This is a genomic window from Aeribacillus sp. FSL K6-1305 (assembly GCF_038050115.1).
Classification (GTDB): domain Bacteria; phylum Bacillota; class Bacilli; order Bacillales; family Aeribacillaceae; genus Aeribacillus; species Aeribacillus composti.
In genome coordinates this window covers 1571945-1584283 of record NZ_JBBOQV010000002.1, presented here as the reverse complement: position 1 = coordinate 1584283, position 12339 = coordinate 1571945, and the positions used below count along the sequence as shown (strand labels likewise).

At 37.6% G+C, this 12339-nt stretch carries 17 protein-coding genes; 7 read left to right on the top strand and 10 right to left on the bottom strand.

Going from position 1 to position 12339, the window contains the following annotated elements:
• Positions 1-7: 7 nt before the first annotated feature.
• A complete protein-coding gene (locus NST97_RS17480) occupies positions 8-409 on the bottom strand; it encodes a secondary thiamine-phosphate synthase enzyme YjbQ (protein WP_063387043.1) in 402 nt (133 codons plus the stop codon).
• Between the two features lie 80 nt (positions 410-489).
• Positions 490-1173 (bottom strand): zinc metallopeptidase, encoded by a 684-nt coding sequence (locus tag NST97_RS17475; protein WP_063387044.1) that lies wholly within the window; start codon positions 1171-1173, stop codon positions 490-492.
• A 263-nt stretch (positions 1174-1436) separates the two neighbouring features.
• Here NST97_RS17475 and NST97_RS17470 point away from each other — a divergent pair, with 263 nt between their 5' ends.
• Entirely contained in the window at positions 1437-1691 is a 255-nt protein-coding gene (locus NST97_RS17470; protein WP_063387045.1) for a hypothetical protein, read from the top strand.
• Complete coding sequence (locus NST97_RS17465) at positions 1688-2683, top strand: potassium channel family protein (protein WP_066249275.1); 996 nt, start codon at positions 1688-1690, stop codon at positions 2681-2683. The genes NST97_RS17470 and NST97_RS17465 overlap by 4 nt, the downstream gene beginning before the upstream one ends.
• On the opposite strand, the gene NST97_RS17460 is transcribed toward NST97_RS17465, so the two are convergent.
• Together NST97_RS17460 and NST97_RS17455 are read right to left on the bottom strand one after the other, a co-directional pair.
• A complete protein-coding gene (locus NST97_RS17460; protein WP_063387047.1) occupies positions 2680-3081 on the bottom strand; it encodes a YugN-like family protein in 402 nt (133 codons plus the stop codon). The two genes, NST97_RS17465 and NST97_RS17460, sit on opposite strands and share 4 nt — an antisense overlap.
• A 513-nt stretch (positions 3082-3594) precedes the next feature.
• Positions 3595-4944: a glucose-6-phosphate isomerase gene (locus NST97_RS17455; RefSeq protein WP_063387048.1), complete on the bottom strand. Its 1350-nt coding sequence runs from the start codon at positions 4942-4944 to the stop codon at positions 3595-3597.
• A gap of 179 nt (positions 4945-5123) precedes the next feature.
• Here NST97_RS17455 and NST97_RS17450 point away from each other — a divergent pair, with 179 nt between their 5' ends.
• A complete protein-coding gene (locus tag NST97_RS17450) occupies positions 5124-5357 on the top strand; it encodes a DUF378 domain-containing protein (protein WP_063387049.1) in 234 nt (77 codons plus the stop codon).
• A gap of 338 nt (positions 5358-5695) precedes the next feature.
• Here the strand turns inward: NST97_RS17450 and yugI are convergent, their stop codons facing one another.
• The 3 genes from yugI to NST97_RS17435 form a co-directional block, all read right to left on the bottom strand.
• Positions 5696-6061 (bottom strand): S1 domain-containing post-transcriptional regulator GSP13, encoded by a 366-nt coding sequence (yugI, locus tag NST97_RS17445; RefSeq protein WP_066249272.1) that lies wholly within the window; start codon positions 6059-6061, stop codon positions 5696-5698.
• Positions 6062-6189: 128 nt separating this feature from the next.
• Positions 6190-7359 (bottom strand): aminotransferase, encoded by a 1170-nt coding sequence (locus NST97_RS17440; RefSeq protein WP_186439307.1) that lies wholly within the window; start codon positions 7357-7359, stop codon positions 6190-6192.
• Positions 7356-7856, bottom strand: a complete 501-nt coding sequence (locus tag NST97_RS17435) for an Lrp/AsnC family transcriptional regulator (protein WP_063387051.1) — start codon at positions 7854-7856, stop codon at positions 7356-7358. Before NST97_RS17435 ends, NST97_RS17440 begins: the two co-directional genes overlap by 4 nt.
• Before the next feature lie 159 nt (positions 7857-8015).
• On the opposite strand from NST97_RS17435, the gene NST97_RS17430 reads away from it, so the two are divergent.
• Positions 8016-8816, top strand: a complete 801-nt coding sequence (locus NST97_RS17430) for an alpha/beta fold hydrolase (RefSeq protein WP_063387100.1) — start codon at positions 8016-8018, stop codon at positions 8814-8816.
• A 14-nt stretch (positions 8817-8830) separates the two neighbouring features.
• On the opposite strand, the gene NST97_RS17425 is transcribed toward NST97_RS17430, so the two are convergent.
• Positions 8831-9094: a DUF1871 family protein gene (locus NST97_RS17425; protein WP_063387052.1), complete on the bottom strand. Its 264-nt coding sequence runs from the start codon at positions 9092-9094 to the stop codon at positions 8831-8833.
• A 75-nt stretch (positions 9095-9169) separates the two neighbouring features.
• Between NST97_RS17425 and NST97_RS17420 the strand changes: the two genes are divergently transcribed.
• On the top strand, positions 9170-10336 hold the full coding sequence (locus tag NST97_RS17420; protein WP_063387053.1) for a MalY/PatB family protein: 1167 nt from the start codon (positions 9170-9172) through the stop codon (positions 10334-10336).
• Positions 10337-10365: 29 nt separating this feature from the next.
• On the opposite strand, the gene NST97_RS17415 is transcribed toward NST97_RS17420, so the two are convergent.
• A complete protein-coding gene (locus NST97_RS17415) occupies positions 10366-10563 on the bottom strand; it encodes a hypothetical protein (RefSeq protein WP_063387054.1) in 198 nt (65 codons plus the stop codon).
• Between the two features lie 127 nt (positions 10564-10690).
• On the opposite strand from NST97_RS17415, the gene NST97_RS17410 reads away from it, so the two are divergent.
• Positions 10691-11074 (top strand): kinase-associated lipoprotein B, encoded by a 384-nt coding sequence (locus tag NST97_RS17410; RefSeq protein WP_063387055.1) that lies wholly within the window; start codon positions 10691-10693, stop codon positions 11072-11074.
• Between the two features lie 30 nt (positions 11075-11104).
• On the opposite strand, the gene kapD is transcribed toward NST97_RS17410, so the two are convergent.
• Positions 11105-11725: a 3'-5' exonuclease KapD gene (gene kapD, locus NST97_RS17405; protein WP_063387101.1), complete on the bottom strand. Its 621-nt coding sequence runs from the start codon at positions 11723-11725 to the stop codon at positions 11105-11107.
• 146 nt (positions 11726-11871) lie between these two features.
• Here kapD and NST97_RS17400 point away from each other — a divergent pair, with 146 nt between their 5' ends.
• Complete coding sequence (locus NST97_RS17400) at positions 11872-12273, top strand: thiol-disulfide oxidoreductase DCC family protein (RefSeq protein WP_094245272.1); 402 nt, start codon at positions 11872-11874, stop codon at positions 12271-12273.
• Positions 12274-12339: the final 66 nt, after the last annotated feature.

Genomic DNA, 12339 nt, shown 5'->3' with positions numbered 1-12339 from the left:
CTAAAACCTATCCTTTTAAAATTTTTGCATAATATGTCCGTTTTCTAGGTCCGTCAAACTCGCAAAAATAAATGCCTTGCCATGTCCCAAGCAGCAAATTTCCTTCCAAGATGATAACGTGCTGGGATGCTCCGACAGTACTTGCTTTCATATGAGCAGCAGTATTCCCTTCAAAATGCCGGTCAAGCGGATTCTCCCATGGGTACAGCTCATCGAAACGGCGAATCATATCCCGCTTTACGTCAGGATCAGCATTTTCATTGATCGTAATGCCTGCTGTCGTGTGCGGACAGTATACCACAACTATCCCTTCTGAAACGGCTGATTCATGTACAAACTGTTGAATTGACATTGTAATGTCAATCATTTCATCACGCCGGCTCGTCTGTAATATAAATTTTTTTAACATGATAAACACCGCCTCTTAGCCTTGCGCTTTTTCTAAAATGACAAGGGGCCTATTATACGAATAAGCCCCTTTTCCAATTTTTATTCTTCTTGAGATTGGAAGAAAATCATCACGAATTTCAGAAGTTCAAATAGAGATATTAAAGCTGCCGCAACATACGTTAAAGCCGCTGCATTTAATACTTTATTGACTCCGTGCTCTTCTTCGTTTCGGATAAAGCCGTCGCTTACTAAAATAGCTTTTGCTCTAGAGCTCGCATTAAACTCAACAGGCAATGTGATCAACTGAAATGCAACTGCAGCGGAGAAAAAGATAATCCCAAGCCCTAACAAGTTTAAGCTTTGTAATAAAAACCCGGCAATAAGCAAAATCGGAGCAATTCCCGATGTAAGATTGACAACTGGAAACATTTTATGTCTTAACACAAGAGCACCATACCGTTCTTTATGTTGAATTGCGTGTCCGCACTCATGCGCCGCGACGGAGACGGCCGCAATCGAATTTCCGTAATAAACCGGCTCTGATAACCGCACAACCCGATGAATTGGATCGTAGTGGTCTGTCAGCTGCCCGTGAACAGGCTCGACTGGAACGTCATAAAGTCCGTTTTGATCCAAAATTCTCCGCGCAACTTCTGCCCCTGTTAAATGACTCGAAGCGATCACATCGGAATACTTAGCAAAATTCCCTTTCACACGGAATTGCGCCCAAATAGATATTCCGAAGGCAATGAACACCAGAATGTCCATCGGATGAAAAAGCATTTTGAAAAACCTCCCGTTCTATTTTTTATAGTTAACAATAATATAACAATTTTTGAAGGAATTTGTACAGAATTTTGTATCAATGTAAAAGAACTGACACATGTCTTTACTATTCTACGATGACATGAACCATTTCATTCAGCTTTACTGTAAAATCACCCCATAATTATGAATTCAGCTGTCCAACATATTCATACGCATTTGTATACGAAAAGTTTCATTTTCAAAAAAGAATTTGCACATACTAATACAGGGGTGTTGAGATGAAACTTAATAATGAAGAGAAAAAACAACTGAGTACCGCAATTGATAACATGAACGATGCGTTAGATGTATTTATCGAGCTGTACAATGAATCAGAAGAAGATGTAAGCATTATAGAATTTGAAGATCAAACCATCAAGGCGATTAAACGCGCGGTCGATGCATACGGAAAAGAGGCCGTTTCCAAAAAAATCAATACAATTATTACAGAAATTTTCTCTTTTCTTGCCGAAACGAAAGGAAGTAAATCATGAAATCGACAAAGCTTTGGATTCAATATTTAAGGTGGCCGGTTTTTATCCGAATGTCTGTTATTGTGTTAATGATTTTAATTTTGTTTGGCACGATGATTTCTTACATAGAACCGAAGGAGTTTCCTACACCTTTTGAAGGCATATGGTGGGCTCTTGTAACAATGTCTACAACCGGTTATGGCGATTTCGTTCCAAAAACTTTTTTGGGACGTACATTCGGAATGATACTAATTTTGACCGGAGTAGCATTTTTAACATCCTATTTTACGAATTTATCAGCTGCTGCTGTAAAAAGGCAAAATGCCTATATTGACGGGGAAATTCCTTTCAAAGGGAAAAACCATTTTTTATTAATTGGCTGGAATGAAAAAACAAAGGAGATTATTGAAACACTGCGTATTATAAAATTTTACTGCCCTATTGTTCTTATCGACCAAACATTATCTGAGGCACCTTATATTGATGAAAACATACACTTTATTAAAGGAAATCCTGCCGATGATCAAATTTTAAATAAAGCAAACATTAAAGAGGCAAAAGCTGTCTTCATAACAGCTGATCAACATAGAAACGAATTGGAAGCCGACATGCTCACGATTTTAGTATTAATTACGGTAAAAGCGTCAAATCCGTCCGTGTACACCATTTGCGAAATGATGACAAAAACACAAACATTGAATGCCAAACGGGCGGGAGCTGATGAGATTATTCAATCTTTCCAGGTGGTTGGTCAAGTCTTTTTAAACAGCTTCTTATTTCAGAATGGATTTTCGAATGTTATATTAGAGCTCGGGAAAGCATACGGCGCCCGCTTAACAATTGAATCTCCAACAGACCAGGACATCGGGAAAAATTTTCAGCAATTACATAATGACCTGTTTTCCAATGGCATCATTCTTTTTGGCATCAAAAGAGGGGAAGAGATTTTTCTAAACCCTCCCCACAATTTTACAGTCGTTCAACACGATTGTTTAATAGCTTTAAAAAACTAATTTAATCTTCTTTCAAGCTCTTGAATTAGTGTCTCTCCTAATTGAACATAAGGCTCTAAAACATCGGCATCTTTTTCCGCCGGTTCGGAAAACTGATTAAAGGAGGCTTGGAAGTTTCCAATTGCCGCATGATCGTCAAGTCCCTCTTTATATTTGTGGGTTAAAATAAAAGGCCGGCCGAGTCTTACCGTTGCATTATGTGCATCCAATTGCCCGTCGACAGCACGAAACGGTATTCTTAAAAAGTGGTATCCGTCGTCATCATCCATCAGATAATCAAAATAACCGTGATCATAATCCCAATTCCCTCCAATTGTGTATCCTAACTGTTTTAATTCCAGTTCTAAATCGTATAAAGGATATTGTTTTCCTTCCAAAGATGAAGAAATTTCAATCATAACTTAAACACCTTCCTGCTCATTTTTTATTATGTTTACCCAATGGTGAAAAAGTAGTCATGAAAGATGCTCTTCAAGCTTTATGGAAAATGGCGATTTTTGCATTCGGCAAATATTCGAGCGAATTTTTCGTTTGATGGAAAGTCATTATTTTAAGTTAAAAAATTGGTTTTTTATTTCGAATTTTGCTCTAACTATGCGGATCCCTCTTTCCAATAATATTCTCCACGCTCTTACAGCGGACAGATAAAAGTTAAAGGGCTTCTGTTAATGGAAGGGATATAACGTGACAGTCAAAAATATTGCGATGAAGAGCAAATTGTGTATTTATTTTTCTAAATAAAGGAATAAAAGAGCAACATTGCATTCCAATTGTCGGAAGCGGGCAGCAGATAGACAAAAATAAAACAGCTGTAGCTAGAAATAGCTACAGCTGCTGTTTAATCAAATTCTGTCTGCTTGGCAAAGGAAAATTCAGCAACAAATTGCCGTTCTTTTTTACATGATTCCCTTTTATTTCAAGCGTTTTTCAAGCTCAGCTTTTTTCTCTTCAAAGCCCGGTTTGCCTAAAAGAGCGAACATATTGATTTTGTATGCTTCTACGCCTGGCTGGTCAAACGGGTTAACGCCAAGTAAATAACCGCTCATTGCACAAGCTTTTTCAAAGAAATAAACGAGATATCCGAATGTATAAGCGTTTAATTCAGGAATGGAAACAATGAGGTTCGGTACGCCCCCGTCAGTATGAGCTAAGAGAGTCCCTTCAAATGCTTTTTTATTGACAAAATCAACAGATTTTCCGGCTAAATAATTTAATCCGTCCAGGTTGCTTTCATCTTCTTCAATCGTTATGTCATGCCGTACCTTCTCTACATGTAAGATCGTTTCAAATATGTCCCGGCGCCCTTCTTGCACATATTGTCCTAACGAATGCAGATCTGTCGAAAAGTTGGCTGAAGCAGGGAAAATACCTTTCAAATCTTTTCCTTCACTTTCCCCGAAAAGCTGCTTCCACCATTCAGCAAAATATTGAAGAGCCGGCTCATAATTGATGAGCATTTCAATTGTTTTCCCTTTATTATAAAGAATATTGCGCGCAACGGCATACTGGTAAGCTGGATTCTCCATTAGCTCGGAAGAAGAAAAATCTCTTCTTGCATCTTGAGCGCCCTTCATAATCTCTTCAATATCCACTCCGCTTACCGCAATTGGAAGAAGCCCGACAGCAGTTAGAACAGAATATCGTCCGCCGACATCATCCGGGATAATAAATGATTCATATCCTTCTTCATTTGCGAGTGTTTTGAGGGCTCCGCGCGCTTTATCTGTCGTAGCATAAATACGTTTTTTCGCTTCTTCTCTTCCATATTTATCCTCTAATAATTTGCGGAAAATTCGGAACGCTATCGCTGGTTCTGTCGTTGTTCCAGATTTAGAAATGACATTAATGGAAAAATCTTTTTCTTTTATAAAATCAATAACATCTTGGATATATGTAGAACTTATATTGTTTCCGACAAAAATAATTTGCGGCGCTTTTCTTTGGCTTTTTGAAAGAGCATTAAAAAATGAATGGTTCAACATTTCAATTGCAGCTCGAGCACCTAAATAAGAACCTCCGATTCCGATGACAAGCAATACATCAGAATCCGAACGGATTTTTTCGGCACATTGTTGAATCCGTGCAAATTCCTCCTTGTCATAATCTTGCGGCAAATCGATCCAACCTAAAAAATCACTTCCTTGACCTGATTTTTCATGCAAGGAATGATGGGCAACCTTTACAAAATCTTGATAATATGTAAATTCTTGCTCACTAAAAAAAGATAAAGCTTTAGAGTAATCAAAACGTACATGTGCCATAATGCAATTCCTCCATCTCTAAAAATTTATCTGCCATGTCTTCCACTTTATCGAAAATATTTGTCGAAATCAAGAAAACAATAAACTGAGCAGGCTCATTATTCCTGCTATCAGATGTATAAATTTTTCATTTTGATACAAGTTAATAAGGAAAAATTCAACTTAAAGGAGGTAGCAACATGAGCACTTTACAGCGGATTGCACTGCTTTTTACAATAATCGGAGCCCTGAACTGGGGTCTTATCGGATTTTTTCAATTTGATCTTGTGGCAGCTATTTTTGGCGGCCAAAATGCTGCTTTATCTAGAATCATTTATGGTATAGTCGGTATTGCCGGTCTCATTAATCTTGCTCTCTTATTTAAACCTGATGCAGAATTTGCCCGTAATGAGCCTAAGACGGAAACAAGATAAAGACAACAAGCATTTCAATGAGATCAAAATTCGGAGCTTAAAAAATCGACATAATTTTCTGTAAAAAAACCTTCTATAATTTTTTTCAAAAATCGACAGAACCGAAAAGTAGGGTTCAAATAAACCGGCATAATTGCCGGTTTTTTTCATTAGCGCAGCTTGAAGGATTGCCGCTTTTCGAACTTCTATAACCGAAATGACATTCGATAAATCTTTAAAAGAATGTCCGGGCAAAGTTCGATAGCAGTCTTTGTAACACGAATAAGTATTAAAAAGCAAATTCGTGTTCTACAATAACGTTTCCGTAAAATTCCGCCATGACAGCGATGCGTATGTCTTTATTTTTTTATAATATTTTCGTGTTTTGATTGTTCAATCCATTCCTGCAGCTTTTCACGCAATGTGTTAAAGCCTCTTGACGCTTCGCTTTCTGTTTTTTGTTTAGCAATTGGTTTTGATTTTTCTTCCACTGCCTTAATGGATAAGCTGATCTTTCCCGATTCATGATCAACAGAAAGAATTTTTACATTTACTTCATCGCCGATCTTTAAGTAATCCCGGACATCTTTTACATATCCGTGGGCAATTTCCGAAATATGCACTAGACCTTGCGTTTCTTCATCCAATGCTACAAATGCACCGTACGGCTGGATTCCTGTCACTTTACCAACTAAAACAGCCCCGATAGGATATTGATTAGCCATTTAAACACTCCTAATTCATAATTTCTGCTTAAAACGAATATGCGGTGATCAATTATAACACAATGTACTCATTTGAGCAAAAATAAATAAAAAAACCTGGCCTCATATTAGGCCAGGCAATAAAAGCATTATAAAGATTGTACAAATCGTTTGATCCTTTTCATCGCTTCTTGAAGCTGCTCCATAGATGATGCGTATGAACAACGAATATATCCTTCTCCGCTTTGGCCAAAAACATTGCCGGGGACTACTGCTACTTTTTCTTCTAAAAGCAATCTCTCCGCAAATTCCTCGGAAGACAATCCGGTGCTTTTAATGCTTGGAAAAGCATAAAAGGCACCGCCCGGCATATGGCAAAATAAACCGGCTTCATTTAACGACTGAACAATGTAGTTTCTTCTTCTTTGATAGCTTTTCCGCATGTATAAAACATCTTCATCATTTTCCAATGCTTCTAATGCAGCGTATTGGGCCATTGTCGGCGCGCACATGATCGAATATTGATGAACCTTCAACATTGCACGCGCAAAAACTCGGTCAGCAGCTATATACCCAAGCCGCCACCCTGTCATGGCAAAGCCTTTAGAAAAGCCGGAAATAAGAATTGTCCGTTCCTTCATACCTTCAATACTCGGCATGCTTACATATTCATCTTCATAACAGAGCTCAGCATAAATCTCATCAGCCACTACCAGCAAGTCATATCGCTTAGCAATTTGTGCAACTGCTTCCAGCTCTTTCTTCGATAAAACCGTTCCTGTCGGGTTGTTTGGCGTACAAATCATAATGGCTTTTGTCTTACTTGTAATATATTTTTCCAAAATTTCCGGATTGACTTTAAATTCTTCTTCTCCAAAGGTAGATACGCTGACAGGCTTCCCTCCCGCGAGAGTGACCAGAGGCGCATATGAAACAAAGCAAGGTTCTATTATTAATACTTCATCCCCGCTATTAATAATAGACCGGAAAGCTATATCGATCGCTTGACTCGCACCAACTGTTACAATAATTTCTTCAGCCGGATCGTACTGTAAATCAAAACGTTTGAACAAATACTCGCTGATTTTTTCGCGAAGCTCATACAATCCAGCGTTTGCTGTATAAGATGTAAATCCTTGTTCCAAGGAAAGAATGCAGGCTTCGCGTACATTCCATGGAGTGACAAAATCAGGCTCTCCTACACCAAGTGAAATAACGCCTTCCATATTGGCAGCCAGGTCAAAAAACTTGCGGATGCCTGATGGCTTCATATTTATGACAGTTTCTGACAAATATGAATTTAACGTCTTCATTTTCATGGTGACACCACGATTCTTTTATCTTTATCTTCGTGATCAAAAATGATTCCGTCATGTTTATATTTTTTCAAAATAAAATGTGTTGTTGTAGATAAAACGGATTCAAGCGTTGACAGCTTCTCCGATACAAAACGGGCTATATCATTCATTGTTTTTCCTTCAATCACGACAGAAAGATCATAAGCGCCTGACATTAAATAAACCGATTTAACCTCGTTAAATCGATAAATGCGTTCGGCAATTTCATCAAACCCTACGCCTCTTTTTGGAGCCACCTTTACATCGATCATGGCTGTTACGCCTTCATGTCCGTCTACCTTTTTCCAATCAATAGTTGTCGCATAATTCACGATGATTTTTTTCTCTTCTAAACCTGAAATCAATTTCTTTGTCTCTTCCTCAGAAAGTCCAATCATTTTCGCAATTGTTTCAGGTGTTAAGCGGCTGTCTTCCTCCAAAATTTCTAAAATTTCTGTTTCCTTTTCAGTCAATTTCATTTTTGTAAATCCCCCTAAAATGGAATCTTCAGATAATTATATCACGTTCCAGAATTTTTACATCACTATGCCAGAAAATTTTTTAAATTGATGGATAAACTAACGGTACAAAATTACTGAAAGGAGAAATAAGCATTGCTAAAGGAAATCCATCACAAGATGAAAATATTAGGAACAAATATATATTACGAATATTATCATCATCCACAACAAACAGATACGATCGTGCTGATTCATGGATTTTTATCCTCCACCTTCAGCTATAGAAAATTAATCCCTTTATTAAAAAAGCACTTTTCCATTATAGCCATTGATCTTCCCCCATTTGGGAAATCAGAAAAAGCAACGAAGTTTTTCTATTCCTATCACAACATGGCAAAAGCGGTTATAGAGCTTTTAGAACGTCTGCAAATCAAACAGGCTGTAATTGTCGGCCATTCCATGGGCGGACAAATTTCTTTATATGCAGCTAAGCAAAAACCTGATTTGTTTAAAAAAATTGTGCTCATTTGCAGCTCTGGTTATATGCAAAAGATGCCTTCCTCTCTCATATTTTGTTCATATCTCCCGTATTTTTACCTTTACGTTAAAAGACAATTTATCAGGCAAGGCGTATGGAAAAGCTTATGCAGTGTCGTGCACGACCAATCGCTCATTAACGAAGACATGATATACGGATATAGCGAACCGTTTTATGACGATAAAATTTTCAGAGCATTGACCCGAATGATTCGTGAACGTGAAGGAGATCTTTCCTCACAAGACTTAAAAACGATTGAAATTCCATGCTTATTAGTATGGGGGGAAGAAGATAAAATCGTTCCAATCGAAGTCGGATACCAGCTTCAGAAAGATTTGCCCATCTCTCGTTTTGTCTCCTTCAAACAAACAGGCCATTTAGTGCCTGAAGAGCGGCCATATCATGTTAGTAATCACATTTTTGATTTTTGTTTCGGCTAAATAGGTAAGTGTTTTTACAATAATTGGCATGACGCATTTTTTTTAATCGCCAATAGTTTTTTGGCGATTTTTTCACATTCCTTTAAAGGTATAACCTCTTCAAAAGAGAATTCGTAAATTGACTGAATCTTCCTAGCCAACTGTAAAGGGTGATCAATTGTATGAACGGCTTGAATGCAATCAACTATTTCCAGTTCGTAAGCATCATTGCCCAGTTGGAGCGGATCCCATTCACTTAACAGTTCAATCATAAATAAATTTGCCTCTTTTTGTTCCATATCGCTTCCCCCAAATTGGTACAAAATGTTTGCAATTGTATTTTAGCACATATACATTGGTATTGAGGTGAGAAGATGAGTGATTTTGATCAAGTAATAAAAAGAAAAGGAACACAATCTTACAAATGGGATTTCACAAAAGAATTGTTCGGACATGAAGATGTTTTGCCAATGTGGGTAGCTGATATGGATTTCAAATCTCCCGATGCGGTCATAGCGGCTTTGAAAGAACGAGTCGAACACGGTGTGTACGGCTATACTGGCGTCGCCTCCAAAACAAAAAAATCGGTTCAAAATTGGCTAAAAACAAGACATGGATGGGAAATTTCAGCCGATTCACTTGATTTTTGTTCAGGCGTAGTGGAAGCAATGAGCATAGCCATCCAAGCATTAACGGAAGAGGGGGATCGGATTGTGATTCAGCCCCCGGTATACAAGCCTTTTTTTGACATGGTGAAGTATAATAAACGCATTGTTGTGGAGAATGAATTAGTTTTAAAAGACGGGCGTTATTCTATCGATTTTGAAGATTTGGCGGAAAAGCTGGCAGATCCATCCGTCAAAATGCTGATTCTTTGCAACCCGCAAAACCCGAGCGGAAGAGTATGGACAAAAGAGGAGCTTGCAAAAATCGGCGAATTGTGCTTAGAAAACGGCGTGTTTGTTTTTTCAGATGAAATTCATTCAGATATTTTGCTGTTCGGCAATAAGCACACTCCTTTTGCTTCCATCAGTGAATCATTTGCTCAAAATTCCATTACAGCTATTGCGCCAAGCAAAACATTTAATCTTGCCGGCCTTCAAGCTTCGGCAGTGATCATTCCTGATAGGAAAATATTAGGTAAATTTAAACAAGTGAAAAGAAAGCAGGGGCATTTTTCTTTAAATATTTTTGGCATTACGGCAATGGAAGCAGCCTACAATAACGGACATGAATGGCTGGATTCACTTCTCCTTTACCTTGAAGAAAACGTAAAACTTGTCGAACAATATATTGGGGAGCATTTAAAAAGTATAAACGTAATCCATCCTGATTCTACGTATTTAATTTGGCTTGATTGCCGTTCATTAAATATGACTGAACAACAATTAAAAAAACAGCTGCTTGAAAAAGGAAAATTAGCATTGGAACTGGGCAGTAAATACGGCAAGGCTGGAGAAGGTTTTGTGCGGATGAATATCGGCTGTCCGCGGCAGATGGTCCTAGATGGATTAAAGAGACTAAAAACGGCTCTTTCTTAACATTCGTTGGGAGGCATCGCCTCCCGGTTTCAGCTTCTTTTTTTCTCATTTTCTGAAAGCTTTTTCAGCAGCTCATTCGCTTTTTCTTCTTCCTTGCGGGATATTTTTTTAAAAAAAATGATCGCAACTACAGCTAAAATGATAAACGGAACCATTTGCAAAAAACCATATAAATATTCAATTTTATTTTCCGGAAAATATAGAATAAAATTTAGAAGCCATTCCATGATCATCACGACCTTTCAAATCCATTCTATCTTTTACTATAGCAAAATTTTGCTTTATCATGCCATCTGCTCTGAAAATAAAAGTGTACAATAGGTGAAAACATTACAATTGCTGGAGGGGAAAACTTTGGACATAAAAGTCGGGGATATCGTTACAGGCATTTATAAAACCGGTAAATATATCGGGGAAGTTACCGAAATTCGGGAGAATCATTATTTAGTAAGAGTAAAAGCGGTTTTAAAACATCCGATGCAAGGGGATTTGCACCAGCCGAAACAAGCTGATGTTCCGTTCTTTCATGAACGCAAAGCACTTTCCTTCAATGAACAAGCAAATATTCCAAAAAAAATGGTTCACCATTATAACGGGGAAATTCCTGATTACGAAACTTCTCTGAAAGAAGCTTCCGCTGCTTTAAAGAAGGAGCTTGAGGAAGATGGAAGCGATTGGGCATTGCGTTCTCTTGAAAACTTGAATCGATTAGAGAGAGAATATTTTAAAGCATTATGAAAAGGCCACTACAAATTGCAGCTGGCCTTTTCATGTCGCTTGCTTTTGCCATAATTTTGTTAAATCTATTCGTTCACCAATTGTCAACGGCTTTGGTTTCAAAAGATATTGCTTATCTTTTTCAATCAGCTTAAAAATATTAAAAGTTGTTAACGCATCGTCAAGTGCACGATGATGCTTGCCGATTCCTTTTTTGCCGTATTCCTCCACAGCTTTCCACAATCCTGTTTGATTGCGGTCGCCAAAAAATTTTTTATATTCCATTGATAAATCGATCTCCGTACCTGCTATTGGAAATGGCAGTCCATGCTCTTTGCAATTATGGCGAAGAACTTTCATGTCCATGTTGCCCCATGTCACGATCATTGTTTCTTCCCCAAAAGAAAGCTTGCGAAGAAGATGAACCAATTCGGAAAACGATAGACCGTTATCAACTTGTTCTTGGGTAATTTCCAAAAAACGCTTACATCGTTCTGTTAATTTTGGAAAAAATCTAGGTTTTACAAATGTGGAAAACGTCTCTTTAATTTTTCCCCTTTCTACCTTTACGACACCCGCTTCGATAATTTCCGGAAAAAAGCCTTCCGGATTCATTTTGTTCTCAGCCATTGTAAATTCAAAATCAATAAATAACTGCTTCTTGGCCTCCACGTTATCCTCCCCCCTTATGAATCACTGCTCCGAAAACACCGTTACTTCATTATATCATTTAACAAGAATAAATATCTTCCATTTCGGAAAATAAAAAATTTTTTATGAATTTTTTATTATAAAATAGAAGAAAGGAGTGAATATCGATGAAGCCAAAAAAAATCATTCTTTTCGACGGCATGTGCAATTTTTGCGATTCGACCGTAAATTTCATCATTTCGCACGATCCAGATGAAATTTTTATATTCGCACCGCTGCAATCAAGCAAGGGAAAGGAATTATTACAGCAATTCGGCCTTTCGACTGAATCTTTTGATTCGCTCGTATTATCGGATGGGAATCGCTATTATACAAAATCCACTGCTGCTTTACATATCGCCAAACACTTAAGCGGGCTTTTGAAAATATTTTACGGATTCATCATCATCCCGAAACCAATTCGCGATTTTTTTTATCAGATCATTGCTAAAAACCGATATAAATGGTTCGGTCAAAAAAACAAATGCATCCTTCCTAGTGAAAACATAAAAAAACGTTTTTTACAATAATCCGAGAAAATTTTAAAACTTCCTGTTCATCTCATAAATTGTTCTTCCTGTAAATAAAGAAAAAAA

What these genes read in the sequence shown, in the direction of transcription:
- NST97_RS17480 (WP_063387043.1), bottom strand. Translation starts at nt 409, where the DNA reads ATGTTAAAAAAATTTATATTACAGACGAGCCGGCGTGATGAAATGATT.
- NST97_RS17475 (WP_063387044.1), bottom strand. Translation starts at nt 1,173, where the DNA reads ATGCTTTTTCATCCGATGGACATTCTGGTGTTCATTGCCTTCGGAATA.
- NST97_RS17470 (WP_063387045.1), top strand. Translation starts at nt 1,437, where the DNA reads ATGAAACTTAATAATGAAGAGAAAAAACAACTGAGTACCGCAATTGAT.
- NST97_RS17465 (WP_066249275.1), top strand. Translation starts at nt 1,688, where the DNA reads ATGAAATCGACAAAGCTTTGGATTCAATATTTAAGGTGGCCGGTTTTT.
- NST97_RS17460 (WP_063387047.1), bottom strand. Translation starts at nt 3,081, where the DNA reads ATGATTGAAATTTCTTCATCTTTGGAAGGAAAACAATATCCTTTATAC.
- NST97_RS17455 (WP_063387048.1), bottom strand. Translation starts at nt 4,944, where the DNA reads ATGGCACATGTACGTTTTGATTACTCTAAAGCTTTATCTTTTTTTAGT.
- NST97_RS17450 (WP_063387049.1), top strand. Translation starts at nt 5,124, where the DNA reads ATGAGCACTTTACAGCGGATTGCACTGCTTTTTACAATAATCGGAGCC.
- yugI (WP_066249272.1), bottom strand. Translation starts at nt 6,061, where the DNA reads ATGGCTAATCAATATCCTATCGGGGCTGTTTTAGTTGGTAAAGTGACA.
- NST97_RS17440 (WP_186439307.1), bottom strand. Translation starts at nt 7,359, where the DNA reads ATGAAAATGAAGACGTTAAATTCATATTTGTCAGAAACTGTCATAAAT.
- NST97_RS17435 (WP_063387051.1), bottom strand. Translation starts at nt 7,856, where the DNA reads ATGAAATTGACTGAAAAGGAAACAGAAATTTTAGAAATTTTGGAGGAA.
- NST97_RS17430 (WP_063387100.1), top strand. Translation starts at nt 8,016, where the DNA reads ATGAAAATATTAGGAACAAATATATATTACGAATATTATCATCATCCA.
- NST97_RS17425 (WP_063387052.1), bottom strand. Translation starts at nt 9,094, where the DNA reads ATGGAACAAAAAGAGGCAAATTTATTTATGATTGAACTGTTAAGTGAA.
- NST97_RS17420 (WP_063387053.1), top strand. Translation starts at nt 9,170, where the DNA reads ATGAGTGATTTTGATCAAGTAATAAAAAGAAAAGGAACACAATCTTAC.
- NST97_RS17415 (WP_063387054.1), bottom strand. Translation starts at nt 10,563, where the DNA reads ATGGAATGGCTTCTAAATTTTATTCTATATTTTCCGGAAAATAAAATT.
- NST97_RS17400 (WP_094245272.1), top strand. Translation starts at nt 11,872, where the DNA reads ATGAAGCCAAAAAAAATCATTCTTTTCGACGGCATGTGCAATTTTTGC.